Origin of the sequence: Kibdelosporangium banguiense, assembly GCF_017876405.1 — a bacterium.
Classification (GTDB): domain Bacteria; phylum Actinomycetota; class Actinomycetes; order Mycobacteriales; family Pseudonocardiaceae; genus Kibdelosporangium; species Kibdelosporangium banguiense.
Genome location: NZ_JAGINW010000001.1, coordinates 8835969 through 8854620, shown reverse-complemented (window position 1 = coordinate 8854620; position 18652 = coordinate 8835969). Strand labels below are relative to the sequence as shown.

General features: G+C 65.9%; 18 protein-coding genes, 1 tRNA gene and 1 pseudogene. 8 read left to right on the top strand and 12 right to left on the bottom strand.

What is annotated here, in order from left to right; genetic code table 11:
* Positions 1–272: 272 nt before the first annotated feature.
* On the top strand, positions 273–1526 hold the full coding sequence (gene ltrA, locus JOF56_RS40200; protein WP_307855008.1) for a group II intron reverse transcriptase/maturase: 1254 nt from the start codon (positions 273–275) through the stop codon (positions 1524–1526).
* Between the two features lie 94 nt (positions 1527–1620).
* On the opposite strand, the gene JOF56_RS40195 is transcribed toward ltrA, so the two are convergent.
* Entirely contained in the window at positions 1621–2637 is a 1017-nt protein-coding gene (locus tag JOF56_RS40195; protein WP_209644740.1) for an alpha/beta fold hydrolase, read from the bottom strand.
* A gap of 210 nt (positions 2638–2847) precedes the next feature.
* On the opposite strand from JOF56_RS40195, the gene JOF56_RS40190 reads away from it, so the two are divergent.
* Positions 2848–4878 (top strand): MMPL family transporter, encoded by a 2031-nt coding sequence (locus tag JOF56_RS40190; RefSeq protein WP_307855470.1) that lies wholly within the window; start codon positions 2848–2850, stop codon positions 4876–4878.
* A 12-nt stretch (positions 4879–4890) separates the two neighbouring features.
* On the opposite strand, the gene JOF56_RS40185 is transcribed toward JOF56_RS40190, so the two are convergent.
* The 4 genes from JOF56_RS40185 to JOF56_RS40170 all read right to left on the bottom strand — a co-directional run bounded on the left by JOF56_RS40185 (position 4891) and on the right by JOF56_RS40170 (position 7127).
* Complete coding sequence (locus tag JOF56_RS40185; RefSeq protein ID WP_209644738.1) at positions 4891–5235, bottom strand: maleylpyruvate isomerase N-terminal domain-containing protein; 345 nt, start codon at positions 5233–5235, stop codon at positions 4891–4893.
* Between the two features lie 35 nt (positions 5236–5270).
* Positions 5271–6008 carry an SDR family oxidoreductase gene (locus JOF56_RS40180; protein ID WP_209644737.1) on the bottom strand — a complete coding sequence of 246 codons (738 nt, stop codon included), beginning with the start codon at positions 6006–6008 and terminating at the stop codon, positions 5271–5273.
* Positions 6009–6225: 217 nt separating this feature from the next.
* Complete coding sequence (locus tag JOF56_RS40175) at positions 6226–6621, bottom strand: rhodanese-like domain-containing protein (RefSeq protein WP_209644735.1); 396 nt, start codon at positions 6619–6621, stop codon at positions 6226–6228.
* A complete protein-coding gene (locus JOF56_RS40170) occupies positions 6618–7127 on the bottom strand; it encodes a cysteine dioxygenase (protein WP_307855822.1) in 510 nt (169 codons plus the stop codon). The genes JOF56_RS40175 and JOF56_RS40170 overlap by 4 nt, the downstream gene beginning before the upstream one ends.
* A 178-nt stretch (positions 7128–7305) precedes the next feature.
* Between JOF56_RS40170 and JOF56_RS60360 the strand changes: the two genes are divergently transcribed.
* Positions 7306–7686: a Na-translocating system protein MpsC family protein gene (locus tag JOF56_RS60360; RefSeq protein ID WP_209644731.1), complete on the top strand. Its 381-nt coding sequence runs from the start codon at positions 7306–7308 to the stop codon at positions 7684–7686.
* A gap of 6 nt (positions 7687–7692) precedes the next feature.
* On the opposite strand, the gene JOF56_RS40160 is transcribed toward JOF56_RS60360, so the two are convergent.
* The 5 genes from JOF56_RS40160 to JOF56_RS40140 all read right to left on the bottom strand — a co-directional run bounded on the left by JOF56_RS40160 (position 7693) and on the right by JOF56_RS40140 (position 12778).
* Complete coding sequence (locus JOF56_RS40160; protein WP_209644730.1) at positions 7693–8472, bottom strand: SGNH/GDSL hydrolase family protein; 780 nt, start codon at positions 8470–8472, stop codon at positions 7693–7695.
* A gap of 111 nt (positions 8473–8583) precedes the next feature.
* The gene (locus tag JOF56_RS40155) at positions 8584–10131 is read right to left on the bottom strand and encodes an alkaline phosphatase D family protein (RefSeq protein WP_307855469.1); all 1548 of its coding nucleotides are present in this window, start codon (positions 10129–10131) and stop codon (positions 8584–8586) included.
* A 53-nt stretch (positions 10132–10184) separates the two neighbouring features.
* On the bottom strand, positions 10185–12296 hold the full coding sequence (locus JOF56_RS40150; protein ID WP_209644728.1) for a S9 family peptidase: 2112 nt from the start codon (positions 12294–12296) through the stop codon (positions 10185–10187).
* Between the two features lie 45 nt (positions 12297–12341).
* Positions 12342–12608, bottom strand: a complete 267-nt coding sequence (locus JOF56_RS40145) for a hypothetical protein (RefSeq protein WP_209649136.1) — start codon at positions 12606–12608, stop codon at positions 12342–12344.
* A gap of 34 nt (positions 12609–12642) precedes the next feature.
* Positions 12643–12778, bottom strand: a tRNA-OTHER gene (locus JOF56_RS40140).
* Here JOF56_RS40140 and JOF56_RS40135 point away from each other — a divergent pair.
* The 3 genes from JOF56_RS40135 (at position 12756) to JOF56_RS40125 (ending at position 14747) form a co-directional block, all read left to right on the top strand.
* Positions 12756–13472, top strand: coding sequence for a hypothetical protein (locus JOF56_RS40135; protein WP_209644726.1), 717 nt, complete (start codon positions 12756–12758; stop codon positions 13470–13472). The two genes, JOF56_RS40140 and JOF56_RS40135, sit on opposite strands and share 23 nt — an antisense overlap.
* 69 nt (positions 13473–13541) lie before the next feature.
* On the top strand, positions 13542–14186 hold the full coding sequence (locus JOF56_RS40130) for a hypothetical protein (protein WP_209644725.1): 645 nt from the start codon (positions 13542–13544) through the stop codon (positions 14184–14186).
* Positions 14187–14297: 111 nt separating this feature from the next.
* Positions 14298–14747 carry a hypothetical protein gene (locus JOF56_RS40125; protein ID WP_209644723.1) on the top strand — a complete coding sequence of 150 codons (450 nt, stop codon included), beginning with the start codon at positions 14298–14300 and terminating at the stop codon, positions 14745–14747.
* A gap of 24 nt (positions 14748–14771) precedes the next feature.
* On the opposite strand, the pseudogene JOF56_RS60860 reads toward JOF56_RS40125, so the two are convergent.
* A pseudogene (locus JOF56_RS60860) lies at positions 14772–15401 on the bottom strand (AfsR/SARP family transcriptional regulator); the annotation flags it as partial.
* A 242-nt stretch (positions 15402–15643) separates the two neighbouring features.
* Between JOF56_RS60860 and JOF56_RS40115 the strand changes: the two are divergent.
* A complete protein-coding gene (locus tag JOF56_RS40115; RefSeq protein ID WP_209644722.1) occupies positions 15644–16201 on the top strand; it encodes a hypothetical protein in 558 nt (185 codons plus the stop codon).
* Entirely contained in the window at positions 16198–17619 is a 1422-nt protein-coding gene (locus JOF56_RS40110) for a S1 family peptidase (RefSeq protein WP_209644720.1), read from the top strand. Before JOF56_RS40115 ends, JOF56_RS40110 begins: the two co-directional genes overlap by 4 nt.
* A 226-nt stretch (positions 17620–17845) precedes the next feature.
* Here the strand turns inward: JOF56_RS40110 and JOF56_RS40105 are convergent, their stop codons facing one another.
* A complete protein-coding gene (locus tag JOF56_RS40105; protein ID WP_245378569.1) occupies positions 17846–18652 on the bottom strand; it encodes a hypothetical protein in 807 nt (268 codons plus the stop codon).

Genomic DNA, 18652 nt, shown 5'->3' with positions numbered 1-18652 from the left:
GGTGGTGTCCGGCATGGAGGCGACGTGAGCCTGATCTGCTGCTTCCACGGGGAACGTGAGAAGGCTTGCCCCGACACTGCTGTCCCTTGTGGACGGCGAGAGGGAGAATTTCAAGCGGCTAAACCGTAAGAGACTGAGTACCGACGCGGGGTCGGCTGGCGGACCGGCTCGTAGTAGTGCCGAAGCCTCTGTAATGGAGGTGGAGCGAAGGGGCTGGGTCATCTGTGGTTCTGTTCTTTTAGTCAACCAGGCATGTGCCTGGGAGGAGCTACGTGAACAAACTGAAGTCGCAAGGCAGACCGTTTGATATCTCGAAGTGGGAGGTCTGGGAGGCCTTCCAGGAGGTGAGGAAGAACAAGGGAGCGCCAGGGGTGGACGGGCAGTCCATCGAGGAGTTCGAGGCCGATCTGAAGAACAATCTGTACAAGATCTGGAATCGCATGTCCTCGGGATCGTACTTTCCGCCTCCAGTGCTCGCGGTGGAAATTCCGAAGCAGCACGGTGGCGGGGTGCGCCTGTTGGGCGTGCCCACGGTCGCCGACAGGGTGGCACAGACTGTAGTGGCCCGTCATCTGGGAGAACGCGTGGAACCGGCGTTCCACGATGACTCCTGGGGGTACCGGCCGAAGCGGTCCGCCCTGCAAGCGGTGGAACGCTGCCGGAAGCGGTGTTGGAAGCGCGACTGGGTTATCGACCTCGATATCCAGAAGTTCTTCGACAGCGTCCGGTGGGATCTCATCGTCAAGGCTGTGGAAGCACACACCGACGCCAGTTGGGTGCTGCTGTATGTGAAACGGTGGCTTGCTGCCCCGTTGCAGCTCCCGGATGGTTCCTTGCAGGAGAGAGACCGGGGCACGCCGCAAGGATCGGCGGTCTCTCCCGTGCTGGCGAATCTGTTCATGCACTACGCGTTCGACATGTGGCTGACCCGGGAATTCCCGACGGTCGAGTTCGAGCGCTACGCCGATGACGCGGTAGTGCACTGCGTGAGCGAGCAGCAGGCCCGTGCGGTTCTGCGGGCGCTGAGGAACAGGATGGCCGAAGTCGGGCTGACGTTGCATCCCGACAAGACCAAGATCGTGTATTGCCAGGATGGGAAGAGGCGCGGTTCGTACGAACACACCTCTTTCACCTTCCTCGGTTATACGTTCCAGGCACGTGGTGCGCGGGATAAGAAGGGAGCGATGTTCCTGTCGTTCTCGCCTGCGATCAGCAAGGAAGCCTTGAAGAAGATCAGTGGTGAGGTCCGCAAGTGGGGGCTTCACCTGCGCGGCAATCACACCTTCTCGGGACTCGCCAAGGAGATCAATCCGATCGTGGCGGGTTGGATGCAGTATTACGGCCGGTTCTATCAGTCCAAGCTGTATCCGCTCTTGGGGCGCATCAACGCCTACTTGGTGCGCTGGATCCGCGACAAGTACAGACGGTTGGCGGCAGTCAAGAAGGCCCGCCAGTGCATTGAAGGGGTCACGCGTTCGTATCCCCGGCTGTTCGTGCACTGGAAATGGGTCACTTCTGTCTGGTGATCAAGGTGACAAGAGCCGTATGAACCGAGAGGTTCACGTACGGATCTGCGGGAGCCTGGGGCTGAGATGCCCCGGGCTACCCGACTGGGACGACTCAGTTCAGTGTTCGGCGCAGCCAGTGGGCGACAGTGTCGTTGACTTTGTTGGGCCGTTCCAGGGCGATCCAGTGGCCTGCGTTCACGGATGTCTCTGTCAGGTTGGTACAGAACTCTCGCATTGGGTCGCGTAGCCGTGATACTGCTGTGTCGGCGATCGAGTCGTAGCCTGCTTCGATGAACAACACTGGTAGGTCGAGCCGGCCTTCGTTGACTGATTCGTTGCTGTAGGCCAGGTTGTCGTCGTCGTTGAGGTACAGGCCGATGTTGCGGCTGAAGCCGGTGTGGCGGAACGACTGGTGGAGTTCGTCGTACAGGTCTGCGGTGAGGACGTGGGTGTCGAACGGTTTGTCGGGCGCGGGCTCGCCGCCGAACCAGCCGCCGTTGCGGGTGAGCTGGGCGCTTGGAGCGGGGACGCCCATCGCATCGGGGTTGCCGCGCCGGTAGAAGGCCCGGAGGTATTCGCCGGTCTGTGCTTCGAACGCGGCGATGGCGTCGTCTGTGTGCTCCTGGTAGTACGTGATGTAGTCGAACTGGGCATCTGGGTACTTGTCCGCGGGGTAGATGTCGCGGTTGACGTACTTCAGCATCTCGGCTTTGCCGCGTTCCAGGGTCCTGTACGGCACGCACAGGCTCACGAGGGCGACACACGCTTCCGGGTGGTGTGCGGCGAGTGCCCACACGGTCGCGGATCCCCAGTCGTGGCAGACCCAGATCGCCTTGTCGTGGCCGAGATGCCGTAACAGTGTGTGCATGTCGGCGACGAGGTGACGCTGGGCGTATGCACTGGGATCTGTTGGCGCGGAGGACGAACCGACACCTCGGAGGTCCGGTGCGATGACCCGGTAACCACGGGAGGAGAACGCGTTCAGCTGCGGCTGCCAGGTGGCCGCGACCGAAGGCCAGCCGTGCACGAAGACCATCAGCGGCCCGTCGATCGGTCCGGCGGCCAGATACGAGATCGGGCCGTCCGGACCATCGGCTGTCGCCCGGGTCTGCGCCGGCCGCTCGTTCATGCTTCTCCCGTCGATCTGACTGTCCTTCGTGGACAGTTCGCGGTACAGGGGTGACCACTCTAGGCAGTGCCCGCACCGCGAGTCATCGGGTGATTGTGCGTTGCGCACAATGGCCGCACCACCGGCGCATCCGGCGCAGTGGCGTGCCGGTTGACCTGGGAAAAGTGGGTTGATCACACCTTGATCGAGAAGCTGAAGCAGAATGCGCGTGTGACTGAGCGCTCCCGCTGGCTGATCCCCGCCCTGCTGGTCGTCGCGTGGCTTGGGCTGGGTGGGTTCGGCGGCCCGTTCGCCGGGAAGCTGAGCGAGGTCGCCAAGAACGACAACGCCGCGTTCCTGCCCGCGTCGGCCGAGGCCACGGCGGTGTCCAACGAACAGCTGTCGTTCAGTGCGCGGCAGGTCCTGCCCGCGACGCTGGTCGCCGAGCGTGTCAGCGGTCTCACGGAGGCGGACCGGGCGTTCCTCGACGCCAAGGTCGCGCGGCTGAACTCGGTGCCCGGTGTGGTCGGGCCGCTTGGCCGGCTCGAGAACTCGCCGAGGGACGACCAGGCCGTGCAGGTGGCTCTGCCGATCACGGCCGAGGGCAACCCCGCTGAGGTGGTCAAGGAGATCCGCGCCCAGTTGGAAGGCGCGCCGGAAGGACTGACTGTGCTGGTCACCGGCCCTGGCGGGCTGATCGGCGACCTGGTCAAGGCGTTCGGCGGGATCGACGGCGTGCTCCTGCTGGTGGCCGGCGGCGTGGTCGCGTTGATCCTGATCGTGGTGTACCGCAGTCCTTTGCTGCCGCTGCTTGTGTTGCTGTCCGCGGGGTTCGCGCTCGCGGCAGCGAGTCTGATCGTGTATCAGCTGGCCGCCAACGACATCCTCAAACTTAATGGCCAGAGCCAGGGCATCCTCTCGATCCTGGTCTTCGGCGCGGCGACGGACTACGCGTTGTTGTTCGTCGCCCGGTTCCGAGAGCAACTCAGGGACACCCGGAGCCGCTACGACGCGGTGCGCATCGCTTGGCGCACAACGGTTGAGCCGATCGCAGCGTCGGCCGGGACAGTCATACTCGGTGTGCTGTGCCTGCTGTTCAGCGACTTGAACTCGAACAAGGGCCTCGGCCCGGTCGCGGCGATCGGCATCGGCACCTCGCTGCTGGCGTCGCTCACGTTCCTGCCGGCCGTGCTGGCGCTGTGCGGCCGAGGCGCGTTCTGGCCGTTCCGCCCGGAACTCGGTTCGCCGCACCCGGAGACCAACGGCATCTGGGGCCGGATCGCGCGGATGGTCGGCGCTCGCCCACGTCTGACCTGGGTGGTCACCACGCTGGTGCTGCTGGTGGGTGTCGCGTTCCTGCCGCAGCTGAAGGCGTCCGGCACCGCGCAGTCGGACGTCTTCCTGACCGAGGTGGACTCGGTCAAAGGCCAGGAAGTGGTGAGCCGGCACTTTCCCAGCGGGCTCGGCTCGCCCACGGTGATCATCACCAACCAGGCCCAGGCACCGGCGGTGCTGGCCGCGTCCAAGGTGGACGGTGTGGCAGAGGCGGCACCAGTGCCGAAAGCGGTCAACGGACGCGTGCAGATCTTCGCGGTGCTGAGCAATCCGGCCGACTCCGAGCAGGCTATCGACACAGTCAGCCGGATGCGGGACGCGGTCCACGCAGTGCCCGGCGCGGACGCGAAAGTCGGTGGCCAGACCGCGATCCAGCTCGACACACAGCAGACGTCCGAACGCGACCGTGCCCTGATCATCCCGATCGTCCTGCTGGTGATCTTCCTTGTCCTGGCCTTGCTGTTGCGGTCCTTGCTTGCGCCGTTGCTGCTGATCGCGACTGTCGTGCTGTCGTTCGCGGCGACGATGGGCGTGTCGGCGATCGTGTTCAACCACATCCTCGACTTCCCGGGCGCCGACCCGAGTGTGCCGCTCTTCGGGTTCGTTTTCCTTGTGGCCCTGGGGATCGACTACAACATCTTCCTGATGACCCGGGTCCGTGAGGAGGCGTTGACCCTCGGCACCAAGGACGGGACGTTGCGCGGGCTGGCCCTGACCGGCGGCGTGATCACGTCGGCGGGCGTTGTGCTGGCGGCGACGTTCGCCGCGCTGGCCGTGATTCCGATCCTGTTCCTGGCGCAGATCGCGTTCATCGTCGCGTTCGGCGTCCTGCTGGACACCTTGCTGGTGCGGTCGCTGCTTGTCCCGGCTCTCACTGTGGATGTCGGCAGGCGAATCTGGTGGCCGTCGGCGTTGTCCCGGCGATGAGACCGGCCGGGATCATTGCGCGGTGGGCTTGGGGCTGGGCCACGGACCGAGATCCGCCCAGACCTTCTCCAGTTCGGCCGACGACTGCAGGACGTCCTCACGCAGTTCGGCGGCGGAACGCCCAGCGCCCGCCTCGATCGCCGCGTCCCGCCCGGCCTGGCCGCCGTCGTACATCTCGAACTTGGTGCCGTGCAGAACCTGCCGCGCGAGCGCGTATCCCACGTTGGCGATATGGGTCAGAACGTGTCCACGCGTCCAGCCAGGCAAGGCCGAGTCACCCCGCGCCTGCTCGTCGGTGAGGTCCTTGACCATCAGGTTCAGCCGGGCGTGACCGGCAACGACGTCGGTGAGATTCATCAGGTGACCCTATCGTGCCACTACCAGCGCAAACATCAGATGACGCCGCCGTTGGCGTAGATGACCTGGCCGTTGATCCACCGGGCCGGACCGGCGAGGAACGCGACGGCCTCAGCGATGTCCTTGGGTTCGCCCAAGCGCTCGAGTGGCGACATTGCGGCCATGCGGTCGATGACTGACTGCTCTTTGCCGTCGAGGTACAGGGGAGTGGCGGTCGGGCCGGGGGCCACGGCGTTCACGGTGATGTCACGGCCGCGTAGTTCCCTCGCGAGGATCAATGTGATCGCGTCGACCGCGCCTTTGGTGGCGGCGTAGGCGGTGTACGTGGGCAGGGCGATCTTCGTGACCGAGGTCGAGAAGTTGATGATCGCGCCGCCGGTGCGGACCCGGCGCGCGGCCTGCTGGTCGACCACGAACGTGCCGCGGATGTTCGTGCGGTGCATCCGGTCGAGGTCGTCGAGGTTCAGCTCGGCCAGCGGCGACAGCAGCATGATGCCTGCGGTGTGCACAACCACGTCGATGCCGCCGTAACGCTGTTCCGCCGCGTCGAACATGGCAGCGACAGCGGTCTCGTCGGCGACATCTGCACGGAAGGCGCTCGCAATCCCACCGGCTTCGGTGATCGCGGCGACAGTCTCGTCGGCGCGGGCCTGGTTGCCGGAGTAGTGGACGAGCACGGACATGCCGTCAGCTGCGAGGCGCTCAGCGACGACACGCCCGATCCCGCCGGACGCACCGGTGACGATCGCGACGCGGGTCTGGGTGCTGGTCATGTCGGTCTCCTTGGCAGCGATGTTCCGTCCGTTCGTCAACCACGCTACGACGACAGCCGTATCGACGCTACCTCTTGGGCAATATCAACGCTATGACGTGTGTAACATCGCTACCGGGGTCATGTAGCGACGGTACTCGATGGTCGGCGATGCCCCGAAAGCCACGTTGGGAGCATCCAGTGCTCCCAACGCCACTTTGGGGGCAAAACAGGACCGGTTACTCGAGCCGGGACACGATCGGGAAACCGGCGTCCCGCCACCCGGCGAAGCCGCCGATCACGTCCCGGACGTTGCTCAGTCCCAGCTGGAGCCTCAGCTGGTAGGCCGCCAGGCTGGACGTATAGCCCTCGTTGCAGATCAGGATGATCTCCTGACCGGTGTCGCCCGGCCGTAACTCCTTGATGTGCCAAGGACTTGTCACGTCCAGCCGCCACTCGAGCACGTGCCGGGACACGGCGACCGCGCCAGGGATCTCGCCGAACCGCCACCGGTACTCGGTGGGCCGCAGGTCGACCAGGGTCGCGCCGCGGCGCAGAGCGTCGGCTGCCTCGGCAGGGGTGTACCGGGTGATCTCGGTGCGTGCCTGCTCGAGCAGCCGGGTTATCGCGCTCACGCCCCTGCCGCGCGCAAGGCCGCGGCTTGTGTCTCCAGCATCGACGAATCGGGCTCGGGCGTGTCACAGTCGATCGCGCGCAGATGATGAATGCCGGTCGGCAGCCAGCAATAGAAATTCATCACCCGCAACGGCGGTGAATAGGCGTGAATCGACACCGTCGGTTCCATGCCGACATTCACCAGATTGTGCAGATAGTCCGCGCCGAACCCGACCGAGGTGCCCGCGGTGTGCCGTCTGGTTCGCAGTTCCGGCTGGGTGATCGTGCCGTAGTCCTCGACCAGGGAGCCCTTGGCCACGGCGAACACGCCCACGCTGCCGCCGTGGTCGTGCAGCAGGGTGTCCTGGCCGATATCCCAGCAGATGAGCCAGACCTCGAACTTCTTTTCGCGTCGTAGCCGCACGCAATGACGTTGGTACAAATCGTATCGGACGGATGACAGCCATGTTTCCGGCGAATTCGCCGTGCTGTCCACAATGTTTCTCAGCTGCCGTACGGGCAGCACAGAATTCTTCGCCACGAGACAGGCCTTTCGCTTCGAACCCCGGTGTCCTGCCTCGCCGTGGATCCGTCGCTGCAGGCCAGCGTGGGTTGCATCTCGCTCGAGTCACGCCACCGCGACACCCGCCCGACTCGGCGCGTTCACTGCGACATGGCCCGAAAGGCCACTATATGGTTGCCAAGTGCGGATAACCAGGGCACAGCGCAACGCGGTGGCCGAGAAGATCACGAGTCTTGAGCGGTCGTTCTACGGGCGCGGTCCGCGAAACGTCAAGGTGTCGGTCAGCGACGACGATCCGATCAGCCTCGTGGTGGTGTCGGTCGACAGTCTCACCGTGGCCGACGCTGTGCTGAGCGAGCGTGGCCACAAGCAGGCGGTGATCCGTCACCACGAGGCGTTGCACGAGGCGACCAGGGCGGAGTTCCTCGAGGCGATCGAACAGATCGTCGGCACGCCGGTGTCGGCCTATCTGGCGCAGGTGCATCCGAACACCGGCTATGCCGTGCGAGTGTTCGTCTTCTCCGATCTCGGTGATTTCGACGAGCCCGACCAGGACAATTGAGGCTGACTACATCTGCGCCGCGACCAGCGGGGTGTAACCGGCGGACTGGCCGGTCCTGTTGGGGTGGTACGACTCGGCAATCGGGTCCGACAGGCCGTTCAGCCATTCGGTGTCGTCGCACACGGCGTGCCCCGTGAAGGCCGATCGGGCGTCGACGAAACTGAACCCGTGGGCTGCCGCGCGAGCGGAAATGGTGGTGGCCAGCAGGTCGGCGGTCTTGTTCAGTTCCGACTGCTCACCAGGGCTGATCCGGGCGAAGGCGTTGCATTCCTCGCCGTTGAACACACGGGGGTAGCCGACGACGATCACCTTCGCGCTCGGCGCACGGTTGCGGATGGCGGTGTACAGGCTGTCCAGCCGCCCCGGCAGGGTGTTGCGGATCGTGTTGTTGGCGGTCGTGATCTCACTGGTGCAGGTGTACGGCCAGGGGCGTGCGCATGCCGAGATCACGTTGGAGAATCCGGCGTCGTTGCCGCCGGCAGACACAGTCACATACGCCGTGCTGGCATTGAGGCTGCCGAGCTGGTTGTTCTGGACGTCGGCCACCCTCGCGCCCGAACACGCGGCGAACGTCAGTTGCGTGCCCGTTCTCTGAGCGACGAGCACGGGAAACGCGTAGGAGGACCGTTTGCAGGACCCGCTATCGGCGTAATAGGTGCGCGTGCCGACGCCGGACGAGTACGAGTCGCCCAGTGCGGTGTAGGTGCCGGCTGCTGCCTGTGCCGTGTGGACACCGGCCAGGCTGAGCGCGAGAGTCAGGAGCAAGAGGACAGGCAACCGGCGCATCACGAACCTCCACTGTGCAGGGAACATCAGCGTGATGCGGGATGCGCCGGTTCTCAATGGACCGATGAGGTGAATATATTGCCAATTAGTGGCACGTTCCGTTAGCTCTTGTCACACCTTGTGTGCGCCCGGCTTGCCGGACTCCACGACGAAGGACGCGAAGGTGGATTCGGGTGCGTCGCGGCGGCTGACCGTCGAGACCATCCGCAGATCCGTCCGCATCTGGGATTTGGTGACGTGGCAACGGACGTAGCCGCGCCGGTCGCCGTCGAAGAACTTGATGTGCGGGTTGTACTTGATCATCGGCCCGTAGTAGGGACCGTAGACCTCACCGTCCCCATTGGACGAGATGGACGTGCCGACGAACTCCGTGGCCACGACCGGCGAGCCGGGCTGGTCGAAGTCCTGGTGGATGTCGTTGACGAACGTCGAGTGCCAGTCTCCGGTCACGACAACGGGATTGCTCACCCGGTTGCGGACCCAGGCGTCGGTCAGCCGGTTACGGGCGGCGGGGTAGCCGTCCCACGCGTCGTGCCACAGCCGGTTGCCGCTGGCGCCGTCGTGGTCGAGGCGACCCACCATCACGTTGCTGCCCAGGATGTTCCACCGCGCCCTGGATGCGGCCAGCCCGTCGAAAAGCCATTTCTCCTGCGGGAAGCCCAGCATCGTGACGTCCGGTGCGTAGCCGCCGGTGCACGCGTCGGCCTCGCCCCAGCCACACGGCGGGACACTGCGGTACTGGCGCCCGTCCACGATGTCGAGCTGCGCGAGCCGTCCCCAGGTCAGACGCCGGTAGATCCGTCCGCCGCCGAACGCGGCAATACGGACAGGCTGGTGTTCGTACCATGCCTGGTATGCCGCCGCGCGCAACGCCGTGATGTCGCCCGCGTGCTCCTGCTTGGTGCCGGCGTAGTCGTTCTTGACCTCGTGGTCGTCCCAGGTGACTGCCCAGGGGAACCGAGCGTGGGCGAGCTGCAGATCCGGGTCGCTCTTGTAGAGCGCGTACTGCATCCGCCAGCGCTCAAGATCTACCGGCGCCGTACGCAGCACGTCCGGTGTGCTCGTGCGCCGAAGCCCGCCGCTCGCGGGAATGCCGCCTTCGTAGACGTAGTCGCCGAGATGCACCACCAGGTCGAGATCGTCCTGAGCCATGTGCTGGTACGACGGGTAGTAGCCGGCGGCCCAGTCCTGGCATGAGGCGAACGCGAACTGCAACGACCCGGCGCTGAACACCGGCGCTGTTCGCGTCCGCCCCACCGGCGATGTGTCGTTGCGGTAGCGGAACCGATAGAACCACTCGCGGTCCGGCAGCAGGCCGTTGACCTCGACGTGCACTGAGTGCGCCAGCTCCGGCGTCGCCCACGCGGTGCCGCTGCGGACCACCCAACGGAACCGCTCGTCGGCAGCGATCTGCCACTCCACCGGCACTTTCGTGCTCGGCATGCCGCCACCTGGCACGAACAACTCAGGCACCAGCCGCGTCCACAGCACCACGCCGGACGGTGTCGGATCGCCGCTCGCCACACCAAGCCGGAACGGATAGTCCTTGGGTTTCGGCGCCGCGGCCGCCGGGTCGGCGGGCAACTGCGAGAAGGCCGCCGCCCCTGCCACCGTGGACATCGCGGTCAGGAAACGGCGTCTGCCGATCGAGGTCGTCACGCGCACTGTCTAACCGGTTCCGATTGCTCACAGGCAAGCAGCAGGTGAACAAATCACCCGAACAGCTCAGCGAGGAACTCCGCGTCCAGCCGGACCGGGGTGAGGCGGTACCCCTCCGGCGGTTGGGAGCCATGCAGGTGACGGACCAGGAAATCCCACTTGCGGCGGTTGGCGTAATGCTCGTAGCCGAGGTAGATGTGGTCGGCGCCCGGCATGATGACCAGGTCGAAGTCCTTGCCGGCAGCGATCAGCCGCTCGGCCAGGCGCAGCGTCAGCTCCGGCGACACCTGCTGATCCACGCCGCCGTGCATGAGCAGTAGCTTGCCTTCCAGCCGTTCCGCGTCATCCACATTGGACGACATGGCGTACGCCTGCTCGTCGAACGGGCCGTGATACGCGGTGGCCAGGCCTGGATCGCTGAACCGCCAGTCGTGCATGCCTGACTCGGACACGCCGACCTTGAACACCGACGGGAAGTCGAGCATCGCCCGGACGGTGCCGTAACCGCCTGCCGACGTGCCGAAGATCCCGGCCCGGTCGGTGTCCATCCACGGCCGGTTGGCAGCCAGCTGCTGGATCGCGGCGACGTGGTCGGCCAGGCCTGCGGCTGGTTGCCCGTACGAGAAATCGTGGAATTGTTTGTTCCGGCCAGGGGTGCCGCGGCCGTCCACGGCGATCACCACGAACCCAAGTGCGGCTACGACCTCCGCGTCATTGCCGTGCCAGCCTTGGTCGAAACCGGGGCTGACACGGGTAATGGCCGGGAGCGGATACGTGTGATCAAGGACCGGGTAACGACGGCTGGGATCGAAGCCGTGTGGCCGGTACAGCACGCCGTAGATGTCGGTCTGCCCGTCGGCGGCCTTGACACAGAACCGTTCCGGCGGGGTCCAGCCGGTCGCCTCGAGCCTGCTGATATCAGCCTTCTCGACCTCGACAAGGACCTGCCCGTCCCAGTCGCGTACCACGGTCACCGGCGCTGAGTCCACAGTAGACGACGTATCCACGAAGTATGAGCCGTTGGGGGACAAGGCTACCGCGTGATCGAGGTCGTCTGCGGTCAGCCGCGTGAATCCGGTGCCGTCCAGGCCGATACGGCAGACTGACCTGCGGTACGGATCTGCCGGGACGAGCCCGGCGGCGACGAAGTACACGAACCCGTTGTCAACGCGCAGGATCTGCTGCACGACCCACTCACCCGAGGTGATCTGGCCGAGCAGGTCACCGGTGCGTACGTCATACCGGTAGAGGTGTCCCCAGCCGTCACGTTGGGAGTACCACAGCACGTCGTCGCCGTGGATCTTGATGATCGGGCCCAGCAACGGCTGCTGTGACGGCTCGACGCGGGTCGGCCCGGTTTCGGTCAGCACCACCTGGACTTCGCCGGTCTCCGGATCGAGCCGGTTGAGCCGGAGCGTGCGCATGTCGTCGGACTGGCTCAGGAAGTAGGCCGCGGTGCCGTCGTCGGACCACCACACCGACCGCATCATGATCGGCGACATGATCGGCATCGGCAATGGCTCGGTGTTCACCCGGATTGCCTTGCCCGCCAGGACATCGAGCACGACCAGTTCGGCCATCTGCATCTGCTGGTCACCGGCCAGCGCCACACGCATCTCGTGCAGTTGCGGCGGGCCGCCGTCGGCGGGCAAGGATTCGATGAAGTGCGACTTGCGTAGCCCTTCCTGCACAGTCCGGTGGGTCAGCACCCGGGCCGAGTCCGGTGACCAGGCCACCGCGGGCGGCGCGGACGGCATGCCAAGCCTCTGAAAAAGTCTGGAGTACATGAAGTAGTCGGGGCTTGCGCCGTAGTCGTGGTCCTCGTCGCCGTCGTTGGTCAGCGCCCATTGTTTGTCGTCATTTACTGAGCGAACCCATATATCGCAGCCCTGGCGGAATACAACGTACTTGCCGTCGGGTGACGGTACTTCGAGGGGATTACGCGTCACCGGTACCGCCATCAGCTGTGCAGGATCCGACACGGGTTTTCGTTCGCCCGCGTGCGGGTCGACGACCATGAACTGCCGTCCGGCGGCGGTGTCGACCGAGTACCAGAACCGGGCGCCGCCGTCGATCCACTGCGGTTTGATCTTGCCGCCGAAAACGAGCTCGCCACGGTTGTGGCGCAGCAACCGCTCGGCGGTTTCGTAGGCTTTCACATCCATGCGGCGATTGTTGCGGGCTGCGCTGACATATCGCTGATACGGGAATCAGGGCTTGAGAACCGCAGCCGTGAACTCCTCGATGGTCTGGATCGTCGCCGTGCGGCCGTGCTTTGCCGCGTCGGCGAATTGCGCATCGGTGAGGGCTGCACGAGTGGCGGCCTCGACTCGCACGAGGTCGGGCAGCGATTTGTCCACAGTGCCCCGGATCGCGTCGGCGGCGGCAAGCAGCCGAGCGGCTTCGTCGGGCTGGTTCTGGTGCAGGGCCTGCTCGGCGATACCCAGGAGGATCTGGCCGACGCAGAACACGTTCATCGAGCGCAACGCCCACGACAACGCCTCGATGCGGTGCGCACGGGCGGAATCGAGACCGCCGTCGCCAGTGTCCAGATAGCCCAGCGAGTCCCGCTGCATCGCGCGGAACTGCCAGTTCAAACTGACGTCCTCGGTCAGGGCGTCGACATGGGCCAGCTGGATACGCGCGCCTGCGCGGTCACCGGACCAGCGAGCGAGCTCGGCCTTGGCGTAGGCGATCGCCGCGAGAGCGTCCGGCAGGCCGATCTTCGCGGCTTCGCCTTCGGCGGCGGCCACAACGGCGGCGACGCGCTCATGCTCGCCGAGCAGCCAGTGCAACTGCACGAGCCGAAGCCGCGGTTTCCACACGTCGGTGCTGGACATGAACTCCGCGATGATGGCCATGGACTCTTCACGGTGCCTGATGGCATCGGGAAAAGCGCCCCGCCAGGCGGCCAGGTCCGACAGGCTGATCAGGGTGTGCGTGATGCCCCACCGGTCGCCGGTCGTACGGAAGGCCGCCAGCGCCGCGACGAAATCGGCCTCCGCCTTCGCATGCGACCGGCCCGTGGACAGGAGCATGGTGGCGTGAGTCATGTGCGCCATCGCTCGCACCCATGTGTCCTCGTCGTCGAACGGATATGCGTTTTGGTCTCCCAGTATCGGGTCGATCAGGCGAAGCAGCGGGCTGCGCTGCTTGTGCTGTGCGGCGAGCCGGCGGGCGGTGACCATCCACTCCCTGGCCAATCTCTCGTCACCATTGCCGGACTGATTGAACAAAGCCGATACCACACAGGCCTTCGCGCGGATGACGTCATCTGCCGGTCCCGGCAGCGCGAGGGCAGCGGCTGCCATCCTGGCGCCGGTCGCTTTGTGGCCACGTAACCACCATCTGAGCAACCAGTACCAGCCAGCACCCGCGACGAGCCGTGTGGCGGTGGCGGCATCGCCGACGTGAATGGCGTTACGTACCGCGGAGTCGATGTTGTCGTGGTCGGCGGTGAGTACGTCAAGCCAGACCAGCTGGTCGGCGCCACGCAGGTGCTGATCCGCGGTCTCCGCCAAATCTGCGAAATACGCCGAGTGCGCCTGGCGCGTCTGCTCAAGCTCGCCTGCCTCGGTGAGTTTGAGCAGGCTGTATTCCTTGATCGTCTCGAGCATGCCGTACCGCAGGGTGCCTTCGCCGACCGCCACCAGCAAGGACTTGTCCACCAACGCGTCGAGGACCTCCAATGCGTTGCCGCGGCAGACATGCTCGGCCGCCGCGACCGTCGCGCCACGCGAGAAGACCGCGAGCCGCCGCAGGACTGTGCGTTCCTCGTCGGTGAGCAGGTCCCAGCTCCAGTCGATCACCGCCCGCAACGTCTGATGGCGCGGGAGCGCGGTCCGGTTGCCGCCCGTGAGCAGACGGAACCGGTCGTCCAACCGGCCGGCCAGCTGCTGGGCGGTCATCGATCGCATCCGGGCCGCGGCCAGTTCGATGGCCAACGGCATGCCGTCCAGCGCACGGCAGATCTGACCGACAGCGGGCATGTCGATGACGAATCCACGGCGGGCGGCATTCGCACGATCGACGAACAGCCGCACGGCGGGAGATGACACCACTTCGGCGACATCAGCGCCTTCCTCGGCCAGACCGAGCGGCTCCACCTGCCACAACGCCTCGCCGATGATGTTCAGCGGCTCACGGCTGGTGGCCAGGATCCGCAGGTGCGCACAGGCACCGAGCAGGCGGTCGGCCAGCGCCGCGACCGTGCCGATCACGTGCTCACAGTTGTCCAGTACCAGCAAGGCCCGCCGGGTCTGCAAGGCCGCGACCAGCTGATCGGCCGGTTCGGCGCTGGATTCCTGGATTTCGAGCGCGGCCAGTACGGCGCGCGGTACGTCAGCGGTGACAGGCGCGAGTTCGATCAGCCAGACACCGTCGGGCTGGTCGTCGAGCATGGTTCGGGCGGTTTCGCCGGCGAGACGGGTCTTGCCGGAGCCGCCTGGGCCGGTGATTGTCGTGAGGCGGTATTCGTTGACCAGCTTGGCGACTTGGGCGACGTCGGCTTCCCGGCCGATGAAGCTCGTCAGGCCGGCACGGAGATTCGTGCGGCCAGTCGGTGCGTTGGTTTCACCGCGCAATATCGCTGTGTGCAGCGCGGAAAGTTCGGGTGAAGGGTCGCTGCCCAGGGCGTCGGCCAACGTCTCGCGGGCGCGTTCGTACGCCGTGAGGGCTTCGGCTGAGCGGCCCGTTGCCGTCAACGCGCGCATGAGCGCGGCGACCATCCGCTCCCGAAGCGGATGTTCAGCGACCAACGACGTCAGCTCCGTCACCAGTTCGCCTGCCCGGCCCAGGCGGAGGTCGGCGGCGACGCGTTCCTCGATCGCGGTCAGGCGGAGTTCGTGCAATCCTGCTGCTGATGCGGCGAAGGAGTCTGTCACATCCTGCAGGGCAGGGCCTCGCCACAGGCCGAGTGCCTCGCGGAGGATTCGTGCGGCGTCCTCGGTGGACGCGGACCGGGCTTGGGCGACCAGCCGTTCGAACCTGCTCACGTCGACCGAGTCCGCGTCGATGACCAGGCGGTAGCCGCTCGGGTGGGATTCGATCACCAGGCCGGGCACTGTGCGCCGGAGCCTGGACACCAGTGCCTGCAAGGCGTTCTGGGCCTGAGCAGGTGGCCGCTGCGGCCAGATTCCGTCGATCAGGCTGCCCGTCGGCACCACTCGTCCTGGTCGCAGCGCCAGGATGATCAGCAATGTCCGCAGGCGGATCCCGGGTACGGCCGCTTCCGCGCCGCTGTGGTCACGGACCTCCAAGGGGCCCAGCATCCCGATCCGCACTCACTCGATTCTGCCCTGGCGTAGTGCGCACGGCGAACACAGTCCGTGCCCGGGGTTCGCCGTCCGGCGGAGAAAACGGAAACTTCCGGCCTGGCGGGTTCTGTTGTGCGCGGGCTGGGCAATAACATGGGAGGGTGAGTGATTCTCCTTTATTCACAGGAAGATCTGCCGTCGTGGCGTTGTTCTCCGTTGCCGGTTGCGCGCTTGTAGCAGCTGTCACGCTGACCGCTGTGGGGATTTCTGCCGACATTCCGGAATCGTGTTGTTCCGACGAGGTGATCCCGGTTGCCGGTGAGACGACAGCCACGCCGAAGGCAGCGGCCAACCGGCCGGCGGCGCTGCCGATGTGCATGATCGGCAGCTGGCGCTCGGTGGGCGAGTTCACGACCGTCAAGTTCTATACCGACCAGGAGCCGATGCGATTCTCGGGCAATGGCAGGGTGCTGGAGTTCCGGGCGGACGGCACCGGCATGGAACGGCACGACAGCTTCACCCTCACCAGTAGTTTCGCCGGCCGGACGCTGCGGATCGTCTCCAACGGAACGATGGAGTTCAAGTGGAGTGCGTCCGACAGCGCCGTCACCTACATCGGGCACACCAGCGCCACGATCACGTTTTCCTACTACGACCATCGAGGGCTCCGCTCGACCCAGCCGTTCGAGGTGAAGCCGAACCTCAACGAAGTGGACCCGTACACCTGCAATTCGACGCAGTTCGCCGAAGCGGGTGCCAACGGATACAGCTCGGTGTGGGTCCGGACAAGCGGGCCAGGTGTGTACGGGCAATGAGAAAAGTTCTGTGTGTCCTGGCGATTGTGCCATTCGTGACGTTTCCGGTGCCCGCGGCCGCGCAGCCGTCGAGTCCGGAAGAGCTGGCCGCCGCGGTGGCCCGCCCGGCGATTGTTTTCATCCAGGTGACCTGGCGCGGCTGGGTGCGTGACAAGCAGACCGGTGAGGTCTTCGGCGGAACCGCCGGATATGAGGTCAAGACCAGCTGTAGTGGGGCCGTGATCGACCCGGCCGGGTATATCGCGACGGCCAGCCACTGTGTCCACACCGGCGTTCACGGCGGCGGTGGCGCACTGTTGGAAGCGGCCATCGCGGATCTCGGCAAAGTGGGCCGGATCGCGGACCCGGTCAAGGCCAAGCAGGCGCTGGCACAGAACGCACTGGCTGAGGGAGCATCGCCGGACCGGCCGGTGGACCGCCAGATCCGGGTCGAACGGATGGTGCCGGACGGCGACAAACTGAAGCGCGAGGTCATGACGGCGACCGTGACCGACCTCGTCGCGCCGGACGACGGCGACGTCGCCGTGCTCAAGGTGCCGGTCAACAGGCTGCCGTCGGTCGAACTCAGGGCCGATCCGGCGCCGGTCGGGACCCCGATCCTGGCGATCGGCTATCCGGGGTCGGTGCCGGACGCGAATCTGGAGCCCAGCAACAAGAACGGCCAGATCTCGGCGCACCGCACCCAGGAGAAGCGGCCGTTCTACGAGTTCAGCGCCGCGGCCACGAACGGCATGAGCGGCGGGCCGGTGATCGACAACCAGGGCCGTGTGGTCGGTCTGATCAGCCAGAAGACGCCAGGGGAGACCCAGTCGTTCAACTTCGCCAGCTCGGCGGCGACACTGGCGGAGTTGCTGCGCGGCAAGGGCATCACGGTGGGCCTGGGGCCCAATGACCGCAACTTCCGGACTGGGCTGGACCGGTACTTCGCCGGTGACTTCAACGCCGCAGTCGACTATTTTGACGCGGTCGTCAAGGGCTCGCCGACCCATGTGCAGGCGGGGGAGTTCCGCAAACGGGCTGCGGACAAGGGCGGCACGCCGAGTTCGGGCACCACCCTTGTCCTGCTTTTCGCGATGGTCTGTGCCGGTGTGGTGGTCGTCGCAGGCGGGCTGGGTGTGCTGCTGCTGGTCCGCAGGAGGCGCGTGGTGTCCACAGCAATGGCCACTATGGACACTCCGCCGTACGGGATCCCTTTGCTACCAGTTGGTCTCGGCGATCAGCCACAGCACCACGGCGATAACGATACCGATAAGATTCACCGGAGCGACGCTACCGCCGGAGAGGACAAGACCGAGCACCAGACTCAGGCCCGCGACACCGACATAAGTCCGTGGTCCCCACTTGCGGGTGAGCCACGCACCGACAAGGCCGATCACGGCGACGGCACTGAGGATCGTACTGAGCGCCACAGCCTGTAGCACGCGGTCGTCGAAGTCGCGCCCAAGGTCGGCTTCCTCGGCCCACGCCATGATGCTGACCACGAGCACGAGTGTGTTGGCGAGGCTGAGCAGCACCAGCAGGATGATCGTACCGACGCCTTTGCGGGCCCGGGGCTCGGAGTCCTGATGCTGGATCATCGTACTTTCCTTTCGGCTCAACGTGATTGAGCAGAGGGTAAGGATGGCCGGGCAGCCGTGGCGAGGGTCAGGGCGGCGGAAGTTTCCGGTTTCGTGCCGCGCGGTGGACCTCGGCCAGATCGGCGGCGGTGACCAGGCGCATCTCGGCCGCGCGCCGGGCGACCGCGAAACGGATGTTCTGCAGCCTGCCGCCGTGCGGTGCCAGGTAGGGATCGCCACGCGCGCCGAACGCGATCGCGGAGATGACCCTGATCGCGTCGTCGACTCGTTGCGGCTGGTGGAGATTCCAGGCATAGCCGTGCCAGTGCTGTACCCGTTCGAAGATCTCCCGGTTGGACGGCGGACGCGGATAGTCGTCCGCGCCGGCGAGCCACGGTTCGGTCAACGCGAGCGCGACGAACCAGTCCTTGCTGTGTCTGACCAGGCCGGGCCCGGCCGTCGTGACCGGTCCGGTGCCCGCGTCGGGTGCGCCCGGCTGGACTGTGCGGCCGAGGTCGACTTCGATGCCGATCACGAGGTCCGCGAAGCCGCCGGTGGGGGTCTGCCTGCCCAGCAGGAGGACCAGTTGGTTCTCGCCGTCGTCGAGCAGCGCCGTCATCGACCGGGTCATGATCACCCGCCGGGCGCCCCCGGGCGCGTCGAACAGGCCGGACAGTTGGGCCTCACCGGCGCCCAGCCACGTCAGCGACACAGTGTCGGCGCCGACGTACAGTTCGGCCACGAGCCGGGACACGTGCGATGCGCACTCCGGCAACGTCAGGCCGATCGCTCCCGGCTTGAGCGCATAGTGCGGTGCACGCCCGAACAGCAGCGACTCGCCGGTGTTCAGCTCGACCGCGGCCATCGCGGTCCCACGGACGACGACTTTGGGCAT